Genomic DNA, 18,296 nt, shown 5'->3' on the forward strand with positions numbered 1-18,296 from the left:
GCTTTTTTCTATCCATTTTATTGATACCCGCTATTGGATTCGGTCAATCTATTAATATCAGGGATTCATATATCAAACCCCAACTCATGTCATCATCAGATGGCAGAGGTGGATCAACCTCAACATACTTCCACTTTCAAGGAAATCAAGTTGAAAAAATAAATGAAAAATTTAACGCTCATGAATCTTATACAATAATAGATAGGAAACAAACGAGCGATGCAGTTTATTATACTATCAAAGGAAACAATATGGGTCATATTTTTTACTTAACTATTCGTTCAACTAAAGTTAATAAAGATGAGACAGCTAATGAATTGATATTTGAATCGCCAGGGGAATTTAAAGAAACATACATGGGATTCTAAAAGTATTGCCGATATGGGGCCTCCATATTTTTGATATTATTACCAATAATTCCCAGATCTTTTTCATTTTTCTGATTCCTCGTCTTTCAGCCATTGTTAGTTTTGTCACTACAAGTGTTCGGGAGATCGAAAAAATATACAACATATTTATTTTGTCATTCTGAACATAGTGAAGAATCTTCTGCGTTTACTAAGTATGCGCTATACCTTCCACCGTGAAGTCCTGGTGAAGAAGATTCTTCGCTCTCGCTCAGAATGACAATTCCCTGTTTTGGCTATATTCCGAACATCTATGGTGTTGTCACCAACAATCTGCAAATATTTCTGATTCACCACGTGAATATCGCATGCAGATTTATTGCATACCTACGGCATGTTAAAGGCTTTTAAGTGAGGTGTTACCAACATTTAGCGCCGATGGCGCGATTTGGTGCCGCGAGTGGCTCCATCGGAGCCAAATGTTGGTAGAAAAAAATGAATAACGTATTCCGTGCTGTAGGTATGATATGTGTTATGCGATTTATTCGTCATATATGTCAATTTTTGTCATACCTACGGTACATGCTAAATGCTACTCCAAAACAAGGTCACCCAGGGAAATATGCAGTGATAAACAAAGCTCGTGAAGCGTTTCAACAGTCAGGTCTCTCGTTCCGGATAACCATGAACGCAAAGCAACTATTTCCCCGCGGATGCGAGATCCCAGTTCTGCTGTAGTTAGACCAGTTTCAGCTAATAAATGCTCAACACGCGATTTAATAGCTAACCGGTTTTCTATGGTGTGCAGATCAACAGGGCGCAATTTATCTAAGATTTGATCTAAAAGCGAAGAGTAGTTTGCTGTTTTCATGGTTAGTTTGCGCATATGAGTCGCACCTGTTAAATTAATAAAATAAGTTGATATTAGCTCCCCATCATTTTAAGAAGAAGAAACTAAATTCTATAACAGAGTAAAAATGTAAATTGTTCAGTCGCGTTGATCAGATTTTACTTTTTTCTCCACATTGTTGGTATTGTCGCCAACAATTTTCTCCTCCCCGGTTTTCTGATACCTCGTCTGCGGCAAACTTTGCGGCATGTTGTCACCGATATATTTTAACAGGCTTTCGCGTATATAACAACGCAAATCAAAAGCATCAGATGAGTTCCGGGCGCTGACAAGGGCACGTAACTCAATCGTATATTCTTTGGCATCAGTCACCTGTAATTTACCCACCCTTTTATCCCATAGTTTAGTTGCCTTTAACAGGCGATCCAGTTCATTACGCAAATCATCTACAGGGAAGGTGTAATCGACATAAAGAAACACAGTCCCTAATAATTGAGAGGTAGACCTTGTCCAGTTCTGAAAAGGCTTTTCAATAAAATAAGTAATGGGTAATATGAGCCGGCGCTGGTCCCAAATCGCAACTACCACATAGGTGAGTGTAATGTCCTCCACACGTCCCCATTCGCCTTCAACTACCAGCACATCATCAATACGAATAGGCTGGGTAAAAGCGATCTGCATCCCGGCAAGGAAATTGGCCAATGACCGCTGTGCAGCAAAACCTATAATAATACTGCCAATACCCACACCTGTAAGTAAACCGGCCCCTATTTTACGCACATTCTCAAAACTTAGTAAGATGATGGATAAGGTTACCATTACGATGATGATAATAACCACTTTTCGTACAAATATTAGCTGGGTTCTTATTTTACGCTCTTTCAGATTATCTTCTTTTTTAAGATCATACTGGTGGTACACGTAATCTTCAAAGATTTTGAAAGCATTGATCAGCAGATTTGCAAAGGCTATAATAACCAATATACTAATGAGCCTATCGAGCAGGGTAAGAGTATCTTTACTGATTCTCTCCAGCGGGAGCATAAAATTCAGTATGAATAATGGCACGAAGAAATTCAGCGGCCGACCCAGGTGTGTAATGATTGACTTGAAGAGCGAATAATCATCCCGGTTCCTATAAAATCGCAAGACACCGGTAATAATTAGTTTCAGGATATAGCCGATCAGCAGACCTGCTATTACTACGCCCAGATTCCAGGCCCACGCGGGGAATTGTTGAGACCATGTTTGCAGCAGGCTATCCATCAAGTTAAATTATATCCGCTTACTGAACACGGTGAAACTAAATTTGTTTAGGAGTTCTTAAGTATCAGTGTTCATGTAACAACTAATCCCGTTTGATGTCTATGCGTTAAATCAACAGATCCATGAGGATATTCTTCATCAGCCTGAGCGCTTTAGTCCTGTCGTTCTCTGTAGCAAATGCACGGCAAAAATTCAACTCCGAAACCCATTTTTTTTTTCTCCTTTGTATATCCTCCCCGGTCGATGTCACCAACAACAAGCAAAAGATAAATTAAGCACGTATTCATAATTAAATTCTATTATATTTTATTTTACAAAATATAATTCTGTAAATTTGGCATTATATGTTAATTAATTTGTTTTAGTATCGAAGCATTCAAAAAAATCTGTATGAAAAAGATTCTAATATTTGCCATTTTGATAAGCTGTATATTTTGGGGATGCAAGAAAGTTAAAAAGGTATCCTATGCCGGTGTATTTAAACTGGAAAAGCAAACGATAAGCGGAGGACAGCGAGATACCACCTGGATTAAAGAACAGATGAAAATCTACACCGACCAGAATTATATATATGCTGGCATCGCGGCCGACTCATCTGTTCGTATTGCTATTGGATCTTATGAGTTGGGTGCCACTGATACGATTGTTGAGCACAATATATTCAACAGCAGGGCATTAGATTCAACCCAGATATTTGTTGCATCAATTAGCAAGAAAAATAATGGGTTTACCAGTGTTATCCCGGAATGGGCCAGGACAGGGCTTGTTAGGTATAAACTTACAGAAGAGTATTCCAGTATCCCGTTAACAGGTCCTTCAGCATTAGATGGAGTTTGGGAGCTGGATAAAATGTATCACATAAAAGGTAAAGACACTGTTGTGCAACACGAAACCAAATTCAATGTATTTTGGAGAGGGCATTTTATGTTCATTCACCGTTATGCTATTGATGAGCTTGGCACTAAATTTAAAGATGGATTTGGGTACGGGGATTTTAGTTTTAAAGACAATATTCTCAGTGAAACAGAGAAAATGTCAAGCCATGCTGATCTCATAAATCAGAAAATTAATGCGAAGATTACCCTTAACGGGGATAATGAATATACCCGGATTTTAAATGATGAAAGAACGCATCAACAAACAACGGAGATATATAAACGACTAAGAAAATACTCCATGTTTTAGTATCATTTTTTTTACAAATAAGGGGCATCTCCCTTAACAAAACAGCAGTTTCCTCATCAGATTCAGGATAAATACATAGTTTTTTATAAAAATTATGTGTTTCATTCTAAGCTATATTATGCGTAAATTTATTATACCAATTCACCTAATAATGAAATTTATGAAAAAAATAGCCATGGAGGTTTATATACTCTTGTTAGGGGCATTTTTTACCGATTGGTAAAAAATCCACCCTTTACCATAAACCACCAACAACAAACATCTTAGTTCACCATTAAACTTAATCAACATGAAAAAGCTTTTAATATTTGCGGCTTTATTAGGCTGCGTAATTTTTGGGTGTAAGAAGAAAGAAACAGTATCTCAGGCGGGTGTGTATAGACTGGATAAACAAATGGCCAGTAGTGGGGGGAAAGATACTATTTATAGAAGAACACAGATGAAAGTTTATACCGACCGATATTTTATGTATTCCGGTACCGCTCCTGATTCATCAGTTGGGTTTGGTGTAGGTTCATATAATTTGGATACAGGTAACAGAATAATTGAACGCAACATATATAGCAGTGGTTATCTTGATTCATCCAAAAGCTTCAATCTACTTATCACACGGAAAGATAGCGGTTATTCACAAATTATTCCTGATCTGCTAGTAGTAAAGGGTGTTAAATGGAAATTGATAGAAGACTATTCCAAACTACCCGCATCCGATACCTCCCTTCTGGATGGTTTATGGAAATTGGATAAAACTTTTTGGGTAAAAGGGAAGGACACTACAAAAGGTAATGAAACACAATTTAAGATATTCTGGGGCGGTCATTTTATGTTTGTTCACCGCTATCCGCTTGATCAGGCACAGAAAACTTTTAAAAACGGGTTTGGGTATGGCACCTTCAGTTTTAAGCAGGATACGCTGACCGAGGAAGAGGAAATGTCAAGCCATTCGGTATTGGTTGGCCGTAGGTTTGCAATCAAGATCACCCTTAACGGCAATGATGAATATTCGCAGGTGATCAATGATTCTAAAGCCAATTTGATAACCACTGAAATTTACAGACGGGTTAAGTGAGGGGGAAATATGTCATTGCAGGTGTATGAATTACGCCCTGCAATGACATTTGTTAATTTAAATCAGCTGCTCTTTTTCATCACAAAACCGGACGCAAGGGTTAATACTGCCGCAGTTAATGTAATAATGGCTGCAAAAGGGAAAAAATAAATTAACTCATCTATACCCCATGCTACTAAAGCTATCCCTACGGCATAGATGATTTTCTTCGAAAGGCTTGCACTATTGTTTGTTTCGCCCGAAACAAACCACAAAACGATAGCTATCAGGATTAACGCTATGGAGCAGGAGTAACCAAAGCCTTCATAAAAATCGCCCAGCGTACGTATTGCACCCATAAAAGGAAATTTATGCCCGGTCATTCCATCAACTACTGATTTATAGACAGGGTCCGGCGCTTCTTTCCATGTTCTAAAACCAAAGGTATGCAGGACCGAGTGAACAAAAATTAAAATTGCGGCGATTCGCAATAGGAGCTTGGGTTTCATATTGGTTTTTTACTGCAATATAATAATAATCAGAAAATTGTGTGAAGCTTCTCTTTTACCGATCACTAATCACCAATCACTAATCCCTGGTCACTCAGAACGCAAACTCTTCACCGGATTTGCCCAAATCCTCACTTGCCTCACGCTGACAGGTCATGTGAAACAAAAATCCATACAAAGAACGGTTGTGCCGCTCAAACAGCAGGCCCATTTTATCCAGGTCTCCGGCTTTCACCCGGAGCATTATTGCATTATCGCTCAGCGTATTCAAACAGCTTTCAATTCTAATTTTGTATGGAGACTTCTGTAAAATAAATTGGTTACAGGAAATTTGGTATTTTTTGCATGAATCTGTTTTTCAATCGATTATGCGATAATGAATAGCCTGCCTATTAATAAGTAAAGCTACTATTTAATAAGCTTCTAATTGATGGACTTAGAATGTGATCTCGAAAGTATGCAGTGACTTTGCGTAGTAATAGGCAATTTCCCAATTATACAGGTTGCAAATATTTTTAACTATAGTTAGCCCCAACCCTGTGCCATCTGATTGGCTGCCTTTTTGGAACCTGTCAAATATTGTTTCCGGGTTTAATGCAGTTACTGCTCCGGTGTTTTGAATGATCAGCTTCCCTTCTGTCAAAATTATATTTTGATTGCCGTTAACATAATTATGACGTATTGAATTGCTGAAAATATTGTTTAAAAGAACATCTATCAGATATTTACTTGCAAATATTTCTTTCTGTCTAAGCCTTTGCATGGCTGTTATGTTTTTTGCGGCTATTAATTCTTGAAACTGGCTTAATTTTTCACGTATCAAATTATCCAGGCTCAACGACTCATTATCCTCGATCAAATTATTTTCGATCTTAACCAGCAATAACATGGTTTGATTGAGTCTTAATAGCTTACCTGATGCCATGTAGATATCATTTATCAGGTCATAATGTTCTGCTTTAAATGATTCATCCTGTATAAGGGTATCCAGTTTCGCGGTTATAACAGCTAACGGCGTCATCATTTCATGAGAAGCATTCTCTGTTAAAAGTTTCAGATGCTGGAAATCATTTTTCACCCTTGATGACATGATTTGTACTGCGCGGCTTAACTCAGTAAATTCATCAACACTATTATTTTGTAAATTAAAATTTGATGGTTCTGAAACATTAAATGCCTTTAATTTGCCTAGTATGCTGTAAAATGGTTTCCACAAACCTTTTAGAACATATCTGTTTGTAATAAATAGAATGAGAAGAAGGGCTATCATTAACACTAATGTAATTAGTGCAATAACCTGCACCAGGTATTCTGCACCTTCTCTTGATTCTGTGATAATAACCTTGTAGTACTCGCCATTTAGTTTTACCAGGTCCTCTACCGCGCGTCCGCCTTCGCTTTTTTTCTCTTTGGGGTTATTGTAAACTGTATCGAAATATCTTCTTGTTAATGCTTTTTGATTCGTTTTTATAAAGACAGTTTGATCCTCATCGAAGTCAACCTGCCGTGGAATACGATTATTGCCAGATACATACTCCTTAACCTCTTCAATTTCTTCAGTAAGGTCACGGTCAAGTTGTATTCTTGAAATATGGGTGATCGCAAAAAAATAGATGATCCCCCCAATGAACAATACCGAAATGGTTATTAAAATACTCGCTTTATTATAGTGGCCGGCAAGTTTCATCAGGCAATAAATTTATAACCTATTCCGTATAAAGATTTTATATAATCGTTGCAACCGGCATCTGTTAGCTTTTTCCTGAGATTTTTTATATGTGTATAAATAAAATCAAAATGATCATTTAGGTCCATCTCATCTCCCCATAAATGTTCAGCAATAGCGTTTTTGGAGATAACTTTACCTTTATTGGCAATAAAATACAAAAGTATATCGTATTCTTTTCGCGTCAGGGTAAGAATATTCTCATTTACGCTTACCATTCTTCCCTGTAAATCAATTGAGATCTCGTGGAAAGTAATAATATTATTGCTGCTGAAAGTCTTTCGCCTGTAAATGGCTACGACTCTTGCCTTTAATTCAGCCAGGTGAAAAGGCTTTGTTAAATAATCGTCCGCGCCGAAATTCAGTCCTTTTATTTTGTCATCCAAAGATCCTCTGGCTGATATAATTAATACCGACTCATTTCTTTCATTTGTTTGTAAGAAATTAAGCACCGCAAAGCCTTCGCCATCAGGTAAGCCAATATCCAATATTACACAATCGTAAGTATAATCTAATAGCTTCTCAACCGCACACTTTAAACAACTGCAGCTTTCGCATACGTTGCCATCATCGCTTAGATAATCTGCTATATTTTGGCGGAGCCCGATTTCATCTTCAACAATCAGAAATTTCAATGGATTTTATTGTGTTAATGACCAGTTAAATCAAGTGTTTAACAAGTTTACATCTCAATTCTGTTTTTAATATGAAGTGCTCCGCGTCAACATAAACCTTTTGCGTACAAGCTTGTTTTTAGGTTGCCGTCAATTCGGTATTGCCTAAGTTTGTTCTAAAAATTACTTATCTTATGGATCACATCGTTAAAATTATCTCTGCGGAAAATGTCACACATAATGTAAAACGCTTTGTTGTTGAAAAACCGGAAGGTTTCCAATTCGTCCCGGGACAGGCAACCGATCTGTCTATAAATAAACCGGAATGGAAGGATAACAAGCATCCGTTTACTTTTACCTGCCTGAATGAAAAGCCTTACCTGGAATTCACTATAAAGATATATACTAACCCTAAAGGCGTTACGCATCATCTTGGCCAATTGAGTGCAGGTGATGAGTTGATCATCAGCGATGCATGGGGTGCTATAGAATACAAAGGGCCGGGCTATTTTATTGCTGGTGGAGCGGGCATCACACCTTTTATAGCGATACTAAGACAGTTGCATGAAGATAGCAAGATTGATGATAATGTCCTTTTCTTCTCAAACAAAACAGACAAAGACATTATCCTGAAAAATGAGCTGGAAGTGATATTGGGTGACAAGGCTCATTTTACAATAACAAGCCAGAAGGATAGCAAATATGATCAACGAAGAATAAATGCAGATTTTTTAAAAGCTGAAGTAAAAGATTTCAAAAAGCATTTTTATGTATGCGGCCCTGACGAAATGGTAAATGAAATTAACGAAACACTTGGAAAATTAGGCGCCAAACCGGATTCGGTGATTTTTGAAAAGTGATTTACCTGTGATTACGAAAAAGGCTTTCCGATGATCTGAAGACCTTTTTAATAGTCGTATCAACCTGGTGTCGTGTCCAATTAAGAATTGACGTTTAGTCCTGAATCGGGAGTCTGAGGTCGGAAAAAACTTACTTTTTCCAGATGGCCGTCAATCCGCCTGATTTGCCGGTGAATGGGTCTGTCCTGGGTATAGGCAGAGCAGCGATGTTTTCGTCGGTCCCGGGTCGTTCACCTGGCAGCCCCCTGTTGATGTCCCAGCTACGACCATCTTCATAAGCACCTACTATGCCCAGGTTGTCGCTGCCGAGGTTCTTATGTCCTACACCTGCCGGGATAACGATGATGTCGCCGGCTTGCACCTTTACTTTTTGGCCTTTTTCACCACCGAGGTGCAGCAATGCTGAGCCGCTGTAAACCCCTAAAACTTCATGGGAAGTGCTATGGTAATGATGAAAAGAGTAAACGCCATTGCGCCAGGAGTTTGTCCAGTTGTTGGTAGCAAAATGCTGCTCCAGCCAGGCGGCGCCTTCATCGTTTCGGGCAGTAAAGGCGTTATGGTAGATCAATAGCGGGAACCTGCTGTTTGGAATCGTTCCGTCATCGTGAAAAAGCAGCTTTTCCGGTTCCATTGGCTTATCGGTATTAAAAGGCTTCTGTGTACTTATGGCTAATAATCCAATCCATGATAAAAATGTTTTACGTTCCATGATTTTTGATTAACGCTTGATGCATAAATTCATTGCATTTTGGTTTGATAAAACCGGAGCATACAGAGTGTTTTGACATAAGGTCGACCCTATTCAGGACGAAACCGACCGTAATCATCCCCGCACAGTCTTTATGACCCGATATTTGATAATTATACGAAGTGGAATTTGCAGTATTAGTCAGCTTTTATATAGCAAGGTATTTTTGTTTAATTTCATCAAGGATGCGGACATAAGCTCAGTGCAGCCCCTGGTAAACATGGACATCGCCGTTAAATGGCAATGGTGTTTATTGATTGAAAGATACTGATAACTGTGACATGATAAGTTTTATGATCATGTATTTAGTTCGCAAAATAATTATTTAATCAAGTTATAATCAGATGTTTGTTTAGTAATTTTGAAGTAAATAAACCATTGCTTATTAGCCGGATAAGTACCAGGAAATTTAGAGAAAAGCATAAAGCAGAGTGAGGCTGACTTAATGTGAACTAAATACATAACCCTATAAAATGTTTTAGATAAGGAGGCCAGCCAGGCAGAATTAGCGCTTCAAAAAAAGATTTTACCTGCCTGGATAATGTGGATGAAGATCAGAGTGATAATTATCCTAATCCATTGGCATTACAAAAAACTAAATTAAATTGCTATGGCAACAGATAAAGAAATCCCATCGGCTGAAAACCCGGAAAAGTTGTTGAATTTAAAATCAACCGGGGCAAAAAAATGGGCAGCCGGCATTCCGGCTGTAGTGGCAGCTTTAAGTGATGTAATGGAGGAAGGGATTCCCTTTAGGGGAACAAGGGCATTATTTGCCATGAACCAGAGAGGTGGCTTTGATTGTCCCAGTTGCGCCTGGCCTGATCCGGATGATGACCGGTCGCCGGTGGGTGAGTATTGCGAGAATGGAGCGAAAGCACTGGCGGAAGAAGCCACCACAAAAAAAGTAACGGCCGATTTTTTTGCGCAGAATTCTGTTGCTGACCTGGCTAATTTAACCGATTTTGAGATCGGTAAAAAAGGGCGGCTAACCGAACCTATGTATCTGCCTGAAGGCGGCACGCATTACCGACCAATTAGCTGGGATGATGCCTTTACAAAGATCGCCGGGCATTTAAATGCGCTGGAATCACCCGATGAGGCTCTTTTTTATACGTCCGGCCGCACCAGCAATGAAACCTCGTTCCTGTACCAGCTATTTGCAAAAGAGTTTGGTACCAATAATATGCCCGATTGCTCTAACATGTGCCATGAAACTTCAGGTTTTGCGCTGGAACCGACCATTGGTATTGGCAAAGGAACGGTAAAGCTGAATGATTTTTATGATACCGATCTGATAGTTATTATTGGCCATAATCCGGGTACTAATGCGCCGCGTTTGATGTCAGCGCTGCAGAAAGGAAAAGAGAACGGGGCAAATATCATGGCCATCAATCCTTTGCCCGAAGCCGGTTTAATGGGTTTCAGGAACCCCCAGGAGATAAAAGGAGTTCTGGGAACAGGTGGGCAGCTTGCCGACATTTATCTTCCGGTTAAAATAAACGGCGATATGGCTTTGTTAAAAGCCTTTGAAATGCTGCTGCTTGAAATGGAAAAGTCATCACCCGGAAAAGTCCTGGACAATGAATTTATTGCGGGGAATACCGTTGGTTATAATGATTTTATTGAACAGTTTAAAAACTATAAGTTAGACGAACTGGCTATTGCCTCAGGGGTGCCTTCATCAGATATTCGTCAAGCTGCTGAAATGCTGGCAAATAATAAGCGTATTATTTTTTGCTGGGGTATGGGCCTTACACAGCAGCCCAATGGCGTGGACATGATCCGGGAAATTGTAAACATCTGCCTGATGAAGGGGAGCATAGGCAAGCCGGGTGCAGGTGTTTGCCCGGTTAGGGGGCATAGCAATGTACAAGGTAACCGTACCATGATGATCAATGAAAAGCCCACACAAAAACAGCTCGACCGTTTAAAAGAGGTTTTTGGGTTTGAACCGCCACGTGGACACGGGTATGATGTGGTAAATGCCATCAAAGCGATGCATAAAGGAAAGGCAAAGGTGTTTTTTGCCATGGGGGGCAATTTCCTTTCGGCCACACCCGACACCACCTATACAGCCGAAGCATTGCGAAAGCTGAGGCTCAGCGTGCACGTTTCCATTAAGCTTAACCGCAGCCACCTGGTACATGGAAAAGAGGCCTTAATATTGCCAACCTTGTCAAGGAGTGATAAAGATATAGTAAACGGCGAGGTGCAATTTATCAGCACCGAAAACTCAATGGGTGTAGTCCAGTCATCTAAAGGTATTTTAAAACCTGTCTCTGATCAGCTGATAAATGAAACCCAAATTGTATGCAGAATGGCTATGGCTACTTTAGGCAGCCGGTCTGTGATCGACTGGAAGCGCTACATGAACAGTTATGACGATATCAGAGATATTATTGAAAAATGTATCCCGGGTTTTGAAAATTACAATAAGCGCGTACGGGAGAGGAATGGGTTTTATTTACCTAATGGGGCCAGGGAAGGTAAGTTCATTACCGATAAATTTGGAGATAAGGCGCCATTTACGGTTACCAAATTACCTGTAAATACATTGGCTGACGATGAATACATGATGGCATCAACCCGTACCCACGACCAGTTCAATACCACTATATATGGATTGGAAGACCGCTATCGTGGGATAAAGAACGAGCGGCGTGTTGTATTCATGAACCGGAAGGATATGGATAAAGCGGGGTATGCCGAAGGTGAAAAAGTTGATTTGTTTAATTATGATGATGGCGTAGAGCGCATAGCCCGATTATTTGTCGTAGTTCCCTATCCAATTCCCGAACGCAATACGGTGACCTATTTTCCGGAAACCAATGTATTAATGTCGATAAATAATGTTGTTGGTGAAAGCAATATGCCGGCATCCAAGTTTATCCGGATAAAAATAAAAAAACATCAATCTCCGGTTTAACGGGTATAGGATTTATACGATTTCGGATACTTAACCGGAAGATTATAAAGATTGTCGCAAATGACCATTTTGAATTTTTTTTATGAAAATTAAAATGCAACACAAATGGATGTCGAGGTTTTAAGCAGAATACAATTCGCATTTACAATCAGCTTTCATTATATCTACCCGCCCTTGAGCATTGGCCTCGGCGTGATGCTGGTGGTAATGGAAGGCATGTACCAAATGACCGGGAAAAAGATATATGAAATCATGACCTGCTTCTGGATAAAAATATTCGCTCTGATATTTGGTATTGGCGTAGGCATCATGCTAATTATTGCCGCAATCGGAGTACCGCTGGTAGCTACCTATACTATTTTTGTTTTCTGGGCATTCCGTGGAAAGGTTAAAATGGCTGAGACAAGTTATTGAAAGCAAAAAACAGCTGTAAACTATTACAACAATACTAATGGCTGCCATTCCTAACCAAATAATATTTGATGCAGAAAGGAGCCTATATTTTCAAAAATAAAAGGCTCCTTTTTTAAATTGATTGATTTTTGAGTGATACTCAATAAACTGTTATGGGTGAACAGAATTCGCTATTAAGGTCACTGCAGTCTGTGCTAATAATTTACCAGTGACTTTTGCACCGGTATTAAGAGAGATCAGTGTTTTGCTCAGAATATTTCCACTGAAATTAACCGTCGTTCCAAGGGTGGCTTTTCCGGATACTACCCAGAAGACATTCTTGGCTTGTGCACCGCCCTTTAAAGTAATAATAGCGGCATTATTTACCGTAAGATTTTGCGCGATCTGGAAAACCCATACATCATTTGAATTTCCGCTTAAAGTGACTCCAACATTTGATATTAAAACTCCGGTACTCCATTTGTAGACGCCCGGCAGTAAAGTCCTTCCACTGATATCGCCGGCATAGCGATTAACAATCGGCGCGGGAAATATAATGCCATTTGCTGTTGTGAAAGCAGTTTGCATGTCACTTATAGCAGTTGTCATTTTAGATGGAGTAGGGGCGGCATAGCTAGCCGCGTAAACTTTTCCTGTTACAATAGGGGTGTGTGAAGACTGGTTACTTGCATCCATTATTAATCCAAATCCGGTGATTGCAGTTGATGCTATCGGGCTCACTCCTATATCACCGAGAATTGAAGTAACGCCGGTAGTGGAGATCCCGGTTTTAGTTAAAATTGTAAAATTGCCAGCTGTTCTGAGGTTTACCGGCGCAAAAGCGGTACTATGCAGGGCTGTGCTCGCAGCCATTTCGCTTGGTGATAATGTCGGGTCAGGAGACGGGCTTGAAGATTCTTTTTGACATCCTGCTGTAAAGACAATAGTCAATAGTAATATTGACCAAATGGTAGTTAATGGTTTAAAATAGCCCCGGCTATGACGGCCTTGGGTACTACTTTTGGTTAAATTGAGTTTTTTACTCATAAATTAATAATTTAAAGAACTGTGAATTATTAAAGCTAATGCTTCGATATATTAATACACCTGCAAAGCAGGGGCCTTTATTAGATGTCCACTACTCTGGCATTGGTATTTGGCTCTGATTTTTATTTGTCTATTTTACTGACATTGTCATTTTTAGACTCGTCGGGGGCTGTTTTGTAGACAATCGGATACGACTTATACAGTAATTTTAATTTAAATAAAATAAAATTTATAATTAGTTAAGGTTATGACTTGAATTTATATTGTGATTAGTATAAAGGAATATATTGTAGTCTGTTAACTAAACTAAATATTCTAAAAGCATCTATATGCTTGAAAGAAAAAAGGCCTTTCAATTTCTCGTAAAACGGGCGCGAAACAGAAAGAGCCACCTGCAATTGCAAGCGGCTCTTTACACTATTATTAACTAATCTAACTAAAACTATTATTCAAGACCAAGCAGGTCGTCTTTGCTGGTTACTGTTTGTGCGATCACTTTTTTGCTTTCATTATAATGATCTGCTACAAGATCAGACTTCATTACAATTGAACCTTCACTACGATTTAAGCTAAATTCATTCACAGTTCCACTCAGCTCAATTTTTGAATGGCCGGTTAATGTTACTTCGGCACTGTACGAATCAAAATTCAGTTTTGCTGTTGCATAATCATGCAGGTCAACACTAAATTCAATTTTAGACACCTTGCCAAATGATATTAATTCTGCATTATCATAAGCAGAAACTGAACTCAGGTTTTCTGAAGTCACCCATACTACCAGTTTTTCAGCATTGTAGGATGATATACGTAAAACGCCGTTGTTGCTTTGTACCAAAGCATGTTCAGAGTAATATTTGTTATAAACTTTAACTTGCTGAGCTGACCCATCTGAAATAAATAATTCAACATTTCCGTGGATCTCAATTTTATTAATTGCTTTAATGTCGTTCAAAATAACATAGTCTGCACTATTTACAGTAGCGGCATAAGTTGATTTGGATATAGCTGATATTGCAACGAACATCAGGAATATGGATAAAATTTTGGCTTTCATTTTTTTATAATTTATTAATCTTTTTGTTTGTTTTAATCCGGTGCTAAAGTTTAACTGCTTACAAAATATGTAGTAGTGGTAAGCACCGTTTTAATTCGCTGCAAAGATGAGCTTAATTATGGAGAGAATAATCACCATAGTGTAATAAATACACTATTTAAAAATTGCGATTTTTTAGCAATAAATACCTTATTTACAATAGTATACAAAATATAAATAAAGTGAAATTACAAAAATAGCATGCTGAAAAATTGGAAAGAATCATAACCCGAAGCCGTTTTTTTCTCATTATCTCCATAAAATTTTATTTGTTTCTCTGGTTCTGATTATGAATAATCAGTCAGGCCCGGTACCAGGAAAAAGAATACAGCTCGTTTTAAGTTTACAGGAGGGTGTAAGTGAACGCGCCTATATGAGTTTTCGCGCTTGAACGATGTTTGCTGGTATAAGACGTAGCACAAATGCGCCCTTTTTTTATTAAAAATTAGTATATTGCCAAAAGGACATAGGCGACTATATCCCGTTTGCGCTTTTATCAATATTTATTCCTGGCTATGTTAGAACCGCACCTACTGCCTCGGCAACCGAGCACCGCATTGTCATTTTGGAACGTAGGGTGTTTGTTGTATTACTCATCTATACTCTTCATGTTTGAGTCCTTGTTTTTTTGGGAAAAATTCCGGGACACTTACGGGGGCGATTCGGTAATGTTAAGCGTATTTTGGTTTGGGTGTCTTATTTTTGCCTTTAGCCATATTTTCCTGGTGATTCTTGATGGATGGTCGCGTTTTCAAAATTATAAACGCATTAAAGATAATTTATTCACACACGGATTTACACCTAAAATCGCCCGTTTGTACATAGGCTCAAAATGCCAGCGTAATGCATTTTTAGTAGCCGCCCGGGAACTGGGTATGGAAGATCAGGCGGTACATTATTACCGCCGGCATGGCATTAAATGGTACCATTTAATACCCCATTACATGCTCGTGGATCGATGGTTTTTATTTAAGCGATCTTTTTGGTCGCGAACTTTCATGGAAAAATATTATGAGCCTAAGTTTAATTACCGGGCACTTAAACAACAAATCTATTTATAATGCTTACCGCAACTAACCTGAGCAAAAGCTATGCATCACTCAAAGTTTTAAAAGAGGTTAGTATCAAATTGGTACCTGGCCAAATTTGTGGCTTACTGGGGCGCAACGGTGCTGGTAAAACGACGCTATTCAAAATACTATGCGGCTTAATTAAGCCGGATTCAGGTAGCTTCAGTATAACATCCAGTTGTACTAAACCTATCGGAGGCATTATTGAAAGGCCAGGACTTTATCCTTACCTTAACGCTTACGACAATCTTAAAATTTTTGCCGGGATACAGGGCGCTGCTACAGATAAGCACTGCATAATTGAAACTCTCATTAAAGTCGGCTTGCCCTTGGACAGGAAAGACCCCGTACGTAATTTTTCAATGGGGATGAAGCAGCGTTTGGGCATAGCAATAGCCTTGCTGAACAACCCTGAATATTTGATTTTGGATGAACCTTTTTCCGGCCTGGATCCAATCGGCGTCACTTCATTGATCAGCCTGATAACGGAATTGGCTGCCATACAGCACATTGCCATTTTACTTTCCTCACACCTGATGGCCGAGTTAAGCAAGTGCTGCCATTATCTATATGTACTGGACGACGGCAAAATAGTAAACTCAGGCACCACCAATCAATTAGTTAATAATAATATTCATAACTTCAGTATCACAGCTACAAATATTTCATCATCCATGGTATTGAGAAATTATCATGCGCAATTGGGTGCTAACGATGCCCGCGTGGTTTGCAACGGCAATCAAATACCAGTACTGCTGAGGGAGTTACTGGCAGAGGGCATAGATGTCACTTCCTGCACGCCCGAATTATCTTTGGAACAATTGATTAATACGCCCATAGCATCATGAGGTGGTTATTGTATGCCGAAATATTAAAGCTCGTCAAGCAAAGTAAAACGTACTATGCAATAACGGCCATTTTTGCTATCCAGCTTTTGATTTTTATCATGGCATACTACCAGGGTAGCGCGATACTTGATCTTTTGCTAAGTAACCTGCGGCAATCTTTTTATTTCGAAGGGAAGCTGCTTAATGGGAACCTCATTATGTACACTGTACTTAATTCACTTTGGTTCAATGTGCCGCTAATACTAATGATCGTTACCTCTGGCATGGTAACGGATGAATATAAGGATGGCACCGTGCAGACGGTAATGTTGCAGGCTGTTGAAAAATGGAAGTTTATCCTGGTTAAATATATTATTGCCTTGTTATTCACCCTGTTGGTGATTGCCCTGATGATGATAACGACATTCACACTTGCTTACGCCATATTCGGCACCGGTGATTTAGTGGTTTACATAGGGACACTAAATTTTTTTGAGTCGGCAGATGCTTTCAGTCGAATTTGCTGGGCATTCGCATCAGGATCGGTAGCGATGGCATTTTATAGCATAGTGAGCGTTACCCTGGCCGTTTTTATCAAGGAAGCCGCCCAGACCTGGATAGCGGCTGCTTTGTTTTTGATTATTACCAATCTGTTGTTAAAGGTAGATTTTGGTGTGGCGGGATTAAATAATTTTTTCTTTCCTAAACTGGTTGATACCTGGCAGCAGTTGTTTAATTACCAAACCGACTGGCTTAAGATAAGCATTAACAATGCTTTGCTGCTATTTTATGGTGTGGCCGCTGCTGCTGCAGGGATATTAGCATTTCATAAAAAAGATATCGGATGAACCGTACTATAATTCTCTTCCTGTTGCTAAGCACGAAATTTGCAGGTGCGCAAAATATAGATGCCGATTTAATGCGCATTAAAAATCGTATGGATTCGGTTAAGCAGTTTTCGGCCGTAGTAACATTAGATCTGGATGTGCCTTTTATTAACATGCCCACAAAGAAAGCGCAGCTATATTATACACAAGGCAAGCCTATGAAATTTTCCTCCAATGATTTTATATTGTTGCCCAAACGCGGACTGGATTTTTCACTTAGCGAGATCTTTAAGCATCCGTTTTTAACAGTGGAACGCGGGCTGGAGAAACGTAACGGGCAAACATTGAAAGTTATTAATATCATCCCCACTGATGGCAAATCTGATTTAGTGCTGGTCACCTTGTATATGGATACGAAGGCCTCGCGCATAGTGGAGTCAGAAATCAATACCCGTAAAGACGGCTCATATACGTTGCTTATGCAGTATGCCACGCTTAGCAATGTTTTGCCAGATTATGTCGAAGCTGCGTTCGCGATTGAGAAACTTAAAATCCCTCTGAATTTTATGGGAAAAGACACTAAAATAGACCGCAAGAAGATGCGCGGAATGGAAACCAAAACGGGCAAAATAAAAATGCGGTTTACTGATTATAAGATCAGTAAGGGATAAGGTTTCATTTCAGGACAGTACACAGTCTGTATTTTCAATTAATCCAAATATTCCACCGTCCTTTTCTTCTTATTGCTGTGGTATAAATAAAAAAGCACCTCCATGTCTATGTAGGCGCTTTTTAGTTTTATGTTCAAAAGACATTTATTACTAATAGCGAGTAGCTTGGTAGGTTTTATTTCTGATCGTTGCCTAAACTGATTTAACAGTCGTACACGATACGAAATGACAACAAAATAAGTTTAAACATAATCTCAAATATTCAAGACCTCCCATTGAGAATAGA

20 protein-coding genes are annotated in these 18,296 nt (G+C 39.1%); 11 read left to right on the forward strand and 9 right to left on the reverse strand.

The features are described 5' to 3' along the window. The first annotated feature begins 86 nt into the window (after nt 1-86). On the forward strand, nt 87-368 hold the full coding sequence (locus ACPPVU_RS05670) for a hypothetical protein (protein ID WP_426670716.1): 282 nt from the start codon (nt 87-89) through the stop codon (nt 366-368). A 571-nt stretch (nt 369-939) separates the two neighbouring features. On the opposite strand, the gene ACPPVU_RS05675 is transcribed toward ACPPVU_RS05670, so the two are convergent. Together ACPPVU_RS05675 and ACPPVU_RS05680 are read right to left on the reverse strand one after the other, a co-directional pair. Continuing rightward, nucleotides 940-1,218, reverse strand: a complete 279-nt coding sequence (locus tag ACPPVU_RS05675) for a hypothetical protein (RefSeq protein ID WP_426670717.1) — start codon at nt 1,216-1,218, stop codon at nt 940-942. A gap of 117 nt (nt 1,219-1,335) precedes the next feature. Then, nucleotides 1,336-2,463 carry a mechanosensitive ion channel family protein gene (locus ACPPVU_RS05680; RefSeq protein ID WP_426670718.1) on the reverse strand — a complete coding sequence of 376 codons (1,128 nt, stop codon included), beginning with the start codon at nt 2,461-2,463 and terminating at the stop codon, nt 1,336-1,338. Nucleotides 2,464-2,853: 390 nt separating this feature from the next. Here ACPPVU_RS05680 and ACPPVU_RS05685 point away from each other — a divergent pair, with 390 nt between their 5' ends. Together ACPPVU_RS05685 and ACPPVU_RS05690 are read left to right on the forward strand one after the other, a co-directional pair. Continuing rightward, nucleotides 2,854-3,648 (forward strand): hypothetical protein, encoded by a 795-nt coding sequence (locus ACPPVU_RS05685; RefSeq protein WP_426670719.1) that lies wholly within the window; start codon nt 2,854-2,856, stop codon nt 3,646-3,648. A gap of 289 nt (nt 3,649-3,937) precedes the next feature. Beyond that, nucleotides 3,938-4,717 (forward strand): hypothetical protein, encoded by a 780-nt coding sequence (locus tag ACPPVU_RS05690; protein WP_426670720.1) that lies wholly within the window; start codon nt 3,938-3,940, stop codon nt 4,715-4,717. Nucleotides 4,718-4,779: 62 nt separating this feature from the next. On the opposite strand, the gene ACPPVU_RS05695 is transcribed toward ACPPVU_RS05690, so the two are convergent. The 4 genes from ACPPVU_RS05695 to ACPPVU_RS05710 form a co-directional block, all read right to left on the reverse strand. Beyond that, nucleotides 4,780-5,205, reverse strand: coding sequence for an LIC_13387 family protein (locus ACPPVU_RS05695; protein WP_426670721.1), 426 nt, complete (start codon nt 5,203-5,205; stop codon nt 4,780-4,782). A 94-nt stretch (nt 5,206-5,299) separates the two neighbouring features. Then, the gene (locus ACPPVU_RS05700; RefSeq protein WP_426670722.1) at nt 5,300-5,476 is read right to left on the reverse strand and encodes a hypothetical protein; all 177 of its coding nucleotides are present in this window, start codon (nt 5,474-5,476) and stop codon (nt 5,300-5,302) included. A gap of 165 nt (nt 5,477-5,641) precedes the next feature. Further along, nucleotides 5,642-6,892, reverse strand: a complete 1,251-nt coding sequence (locus ACPPVU_RS05705; RefSeq protein WP_426670723.1) for a sensor histidine kinase — start codon at nt 6,890-6,892, stop codon at nt 5,642-5,644. Next, nucleotides 6,892-7,566 carry a response regulator transcription factor gene (locus ACPPVU_RS05710; RefSeq protein WP_426670724.1) on the reverse strand — a complete coding sequence of 225 codons (675 nt, stop codon included), beginning with the start codon at nt 7,564-7,566 and terminating at the stop codon, nt 6,892-6,894. The genes ACPPVU_RS05705 and ACPPVU_RS05710 overlap by 1 nt, the downstream gene beginning before the upstream one ends. 173 nt (nt 7,567-7,739) lie before the next feature. Between ACPPVU_RS05710 and ACPPVU_RS05715 the strand changes: the two genes are divergently transcribed. Beyond that, nucleotides 7,740-8,405 carry an FAD-binding oxidoreductase gene (locus ACPPVU_RS05715; protein ID WP_426670725.1) on the forward strand — a complete coding sequence of 222 codons (666 nt, stop codon included), beginning with the start codon at nt 7,740-7,742 and terminating at the stop codon, nt 8,403-8,405. 130 nt (nt 8,406-8,535) lie between these two features. On the opposite strand, the gene ACPPVU_RS05720 is transcribed toward ACPPVU_RS05715, so the two are convergent. Next, nucleotides 8,536-9,114 carry a cupin domain-containing protein gene (locus ACPPVU_RS05720; protein WP_426670726.1) on the reverse strand — a complete coding sequence of 193 codons (579 nt, stop codon included), beginning with the start codon at nt 9,112-9,114 and terminating at the stop codon, nt 8,536-8,538. A 543-nt stretch (nt 9,115-9,657) separates the two neighbouring features. Between ACPPVU_RS05720 and ACPPVU_RS05725 the strand changes: the two genes are divergently transcribed. The 3 genes from ACPPVU_RS05725 (at nt 9,658) to ACPPVU_RS05735 (ending at nt 12,496) form a co-directional block, all read left to right on the forward strand. Further along, nucleotides 9,658-9,777: a DUF7009 family protein gene (locus ACPPVU_RS05725; RefSeq protein WP_426672183.1), complete on the forward strand. Its 120-nt coding sequence runs from the start codon at nt 9,658-9,660 to the stop codon at nt 9,775-9,777. Continuing rightward, nucleotides 9,764-12,082 (forward strand): FdhF/YdeP family oxidoreductase, encoded by a 2,319-nt coding sequence (locus ACPPVU_RS05730; protein WP_426670727.1) that lies wholly within the window; start codon nt 9,764-9,766, stop codon nt 12,080-12,082. Before ACPPVU_RS05725 ends, ACPPVU_RS05730 begins: the two co-directional genes overlap by 14 nt. A 105-nt stretch (nt 12,083-12,187) precedes the next feature. Beyond that, nucleotides 12,188-12,496 carry a cytochrome ubiquinol oxidase subunit I gene (locus tag ACPPVU_RS05735; RefSeq protein WP_426670728.1) on the forward strand — a complete coding sequence of 103 codons (309 nt, stop codon included), beginning with the start codon at nt 12,188-12,190 and terminating at the stop codon, nt 12,494-12,496. Nucleotides 12,497-12,646: 150 nt separating this feature from the next. Here the strand turns inward: ACPPVU_RS05735 and ACPPVU_RS05740 are convergent, their stop codons facing one another. Next, entirely contained in the window at nt 12,647-13,522 is an 876-nt protein-coding gene (locus tag ACPPVU_RS05740; protein ID WP_426670729.1) for an ice-binding family protein, read from the reverse strand. Nucleotides 13,523-13,967: 445 nt separating this feature from the next. Further along, complete coding sequence (locus tag ACPPVU_RS05745) at nt 13,968-14,576, reverse strand: GIN domain-containing protein (RefSeq protein ID WP_426670730.1); 609 nt, start codon at nt 14,574-14,576, stop codon at nt 13,968-13,970. A gap of 647 nt (nt 14,577-15,223) precedes the next feature. Here ACPPVU_RS05745 and ACPPVU_RS05750 point away from each other — a divergent pair. Genes ACPPVU_RS05750 through ACPPVU_RS05765 form a run of 4 tightly spaced genes read left to right on the forward strand, consistent with a single transcriptional unit; the run spans nt 15,224 to nt 18,010 of the window. Continuing rightward, nucleotides 15,224-15,676 (forward strand): hypothetical protein, encoded by a 453-nt coding sequence (locus ACPPVU_RS05750; RefSeq protein WP_426670731.1) that lies wholly within the window; start codon nt 15,224-15,226, stop codon nt 15,674-15,676. Then, on the forward strand, nt 15,676-16,533 hold the full coding sequence (locus tag ACPPVU_RS05755; RefSeq protein ID WP_426670732.1) for an ABC transporter ATP-binding protein: 858 nt from the start codon (nt 15,676-15,678) through the stop codon (nt 16,531-16,533). The genes ACPPVU_RS05750 and ACPPVU_RS05755 overlap by 1 nt, the downstream gene beginning before the upstream one ends. After that, a complete protein-coding gene (locus tag ACPPVU_RS05760) occupies nt 16,530-17,360 on the forward strand; it encodes an ABC transporter permease (protein WP_426670733.1) in 831 nt (276 codons plus the stop codon). Before ACPPVU_RS05755 ends, ACPPVU_RS05760 begins: the two co-directional genes overlap by 4 nt. Then, nucleotides 17,357-18,010: a hypothetical protein gene (locus tag ACPPVU_RS05765; RefSeq protein ID WP_426670734.1), complete on the forward strand. Its 654-nt coding sequence runs from the start codon at nt 17,357-17,359 to the stop codon at nt 18,008-18,010. Before ACPPVU_RS05760 ends, ACPPVU_RS05765 begins: the two co-directional genes overlap by 4 nt. The last annotated feature ends 286 nt before the right edge of the window (nt 18,011-18,296 follow it).

Source organism: Mucilaginibacter sp. McL0603, from assembly GCF_049992945.1.
In the GTDB taxonomy this organism is placed as follows: domain Bacteria; phylum Bacteroidota; class Bacteroidia; order Sphingobacteriales; family Sphingobacteriaceae; genus Mucilaginibacter.

Bases quoted from the DNA above. Each gene is read 5' to 3' on its own strand.
- ACPPVU_RS05695 (WP_426670721.1), bottom strand. From the start codon at position 5,205: ATGAAACCCAAGCTCCTATTGCGAATCGCCGCAATTTTAATTTTTGTT.
- ACPPVU_RS05740 (WP_426670729.1), bottom strand. From the start codon at position 13,522: ATGAGTAAAAAACTCAATTTAACCAAAAGTAGTACCCAAGGCCGTCAT.
- ACPPVU_RS05705 (WP_426670723.1), bottom strand. From the start codon at position 6,892: ATGAAACTTGCCGGCCACTATAATAAAGCGAGTATTTTAATAACCATT.
- ACPPVU_RS05675 (WP_426670717.1), bottom strand. From the start codon at position 1,218: ATGAAAACAGCAAACTACTCTTCGCTTTTAGATCAAATCTTAGATAAA.
- ACPPVU_RS05670 (WP_426670716.1), top strand. From the start codon at position 87: ATGTCATCATCAGATGGCAGAGGTGGATCAACCTCAACATACTTCCAC.
- ACPPVU_RS05755 (WP_426670732.1), top strand. From the start codon at position 15,676: ATGCTTACCGCAACTAACCTGAGCAAAAGCTATGCATCACTCAAAGTT.
- ACPPVU_RS05735 (WP_426670728.1), top strand. From the start codon at position 12,188: ATGGATGTCGAGGTTTTAAGCAGAATACAATTCGCATTTACAATCAGC.
- ACPPVU_RS05680 (WP_426670718.1), bottom strand. From the start codon at position 2,463: ATGGATAGCCTGCTGCAAACATGGTCTCAACAATTCCCCGCGTGGGCC.
- ACPPVU_RS05720 (WP_426670726.1), bottom strand. From the start codon at position 9,114: ATGGAACGTAAAACATTTTTATCATGGATTGGATTATTAGCCATAAGT.
- ACPPVU_RS05750 (WP_426670731.1), top strand. From the start codon at position 15,224: ATGTTTGAGTCCTTGTTTTTTTGGGAAAAATTCCGGGACACTTACGGG.
- ACPPVU_RS05715 (WP_426670725.1), top strand. From the start codon at position 7,740: ATGGATCACATCGTTAAAATTATCTCTGCGGAAAATGTCACACATAAT.
- ACPPVU_RS05765 (WP_426670734.1), top strand. From the start codon at position 17,357: ATGAACCGTACTATAATTCTCTTCCTGTTGCTAAGCACGAAATTTGCA.
- ACPPVU_RS05730 (WP_426670727.1), top strand. From the start codon at position 9,764: ATGGCAACAGATAAAGAAATCCCATCGGCTGAAAACCCGGAAAAGTTG.
- ACPPVU_RS05690 (WP_426670720.1), top strand. From the start codon at position 3,938: ATGAAAAAGCTTTTAATATTTGCGGCTTTATTAGGCTGCGTAATTTTT.
- ACPPVU_RS05760 (WP_426670733.1), top strand. From the start codon at position 16,530: ATGAGGTGGTTATTGTATGCCGAAATATTAAAGCTCGTCAAGCAAAGT.
- ACPPVU_RS05685 (WP_426670719.1), top strand. From the start codon at position 2,854: ATGAAAAAGATTCTAATATTTGCCATTTTGATAAGCTGTATATTTTGG.
- ACPPVU_RS05745 (WP_426670730.1), bottom strand. From the start codon at position 14,576: ATGAAAGCCAAAATTTTATCCATATTCCTGATGTTCGTTGCAATATCA.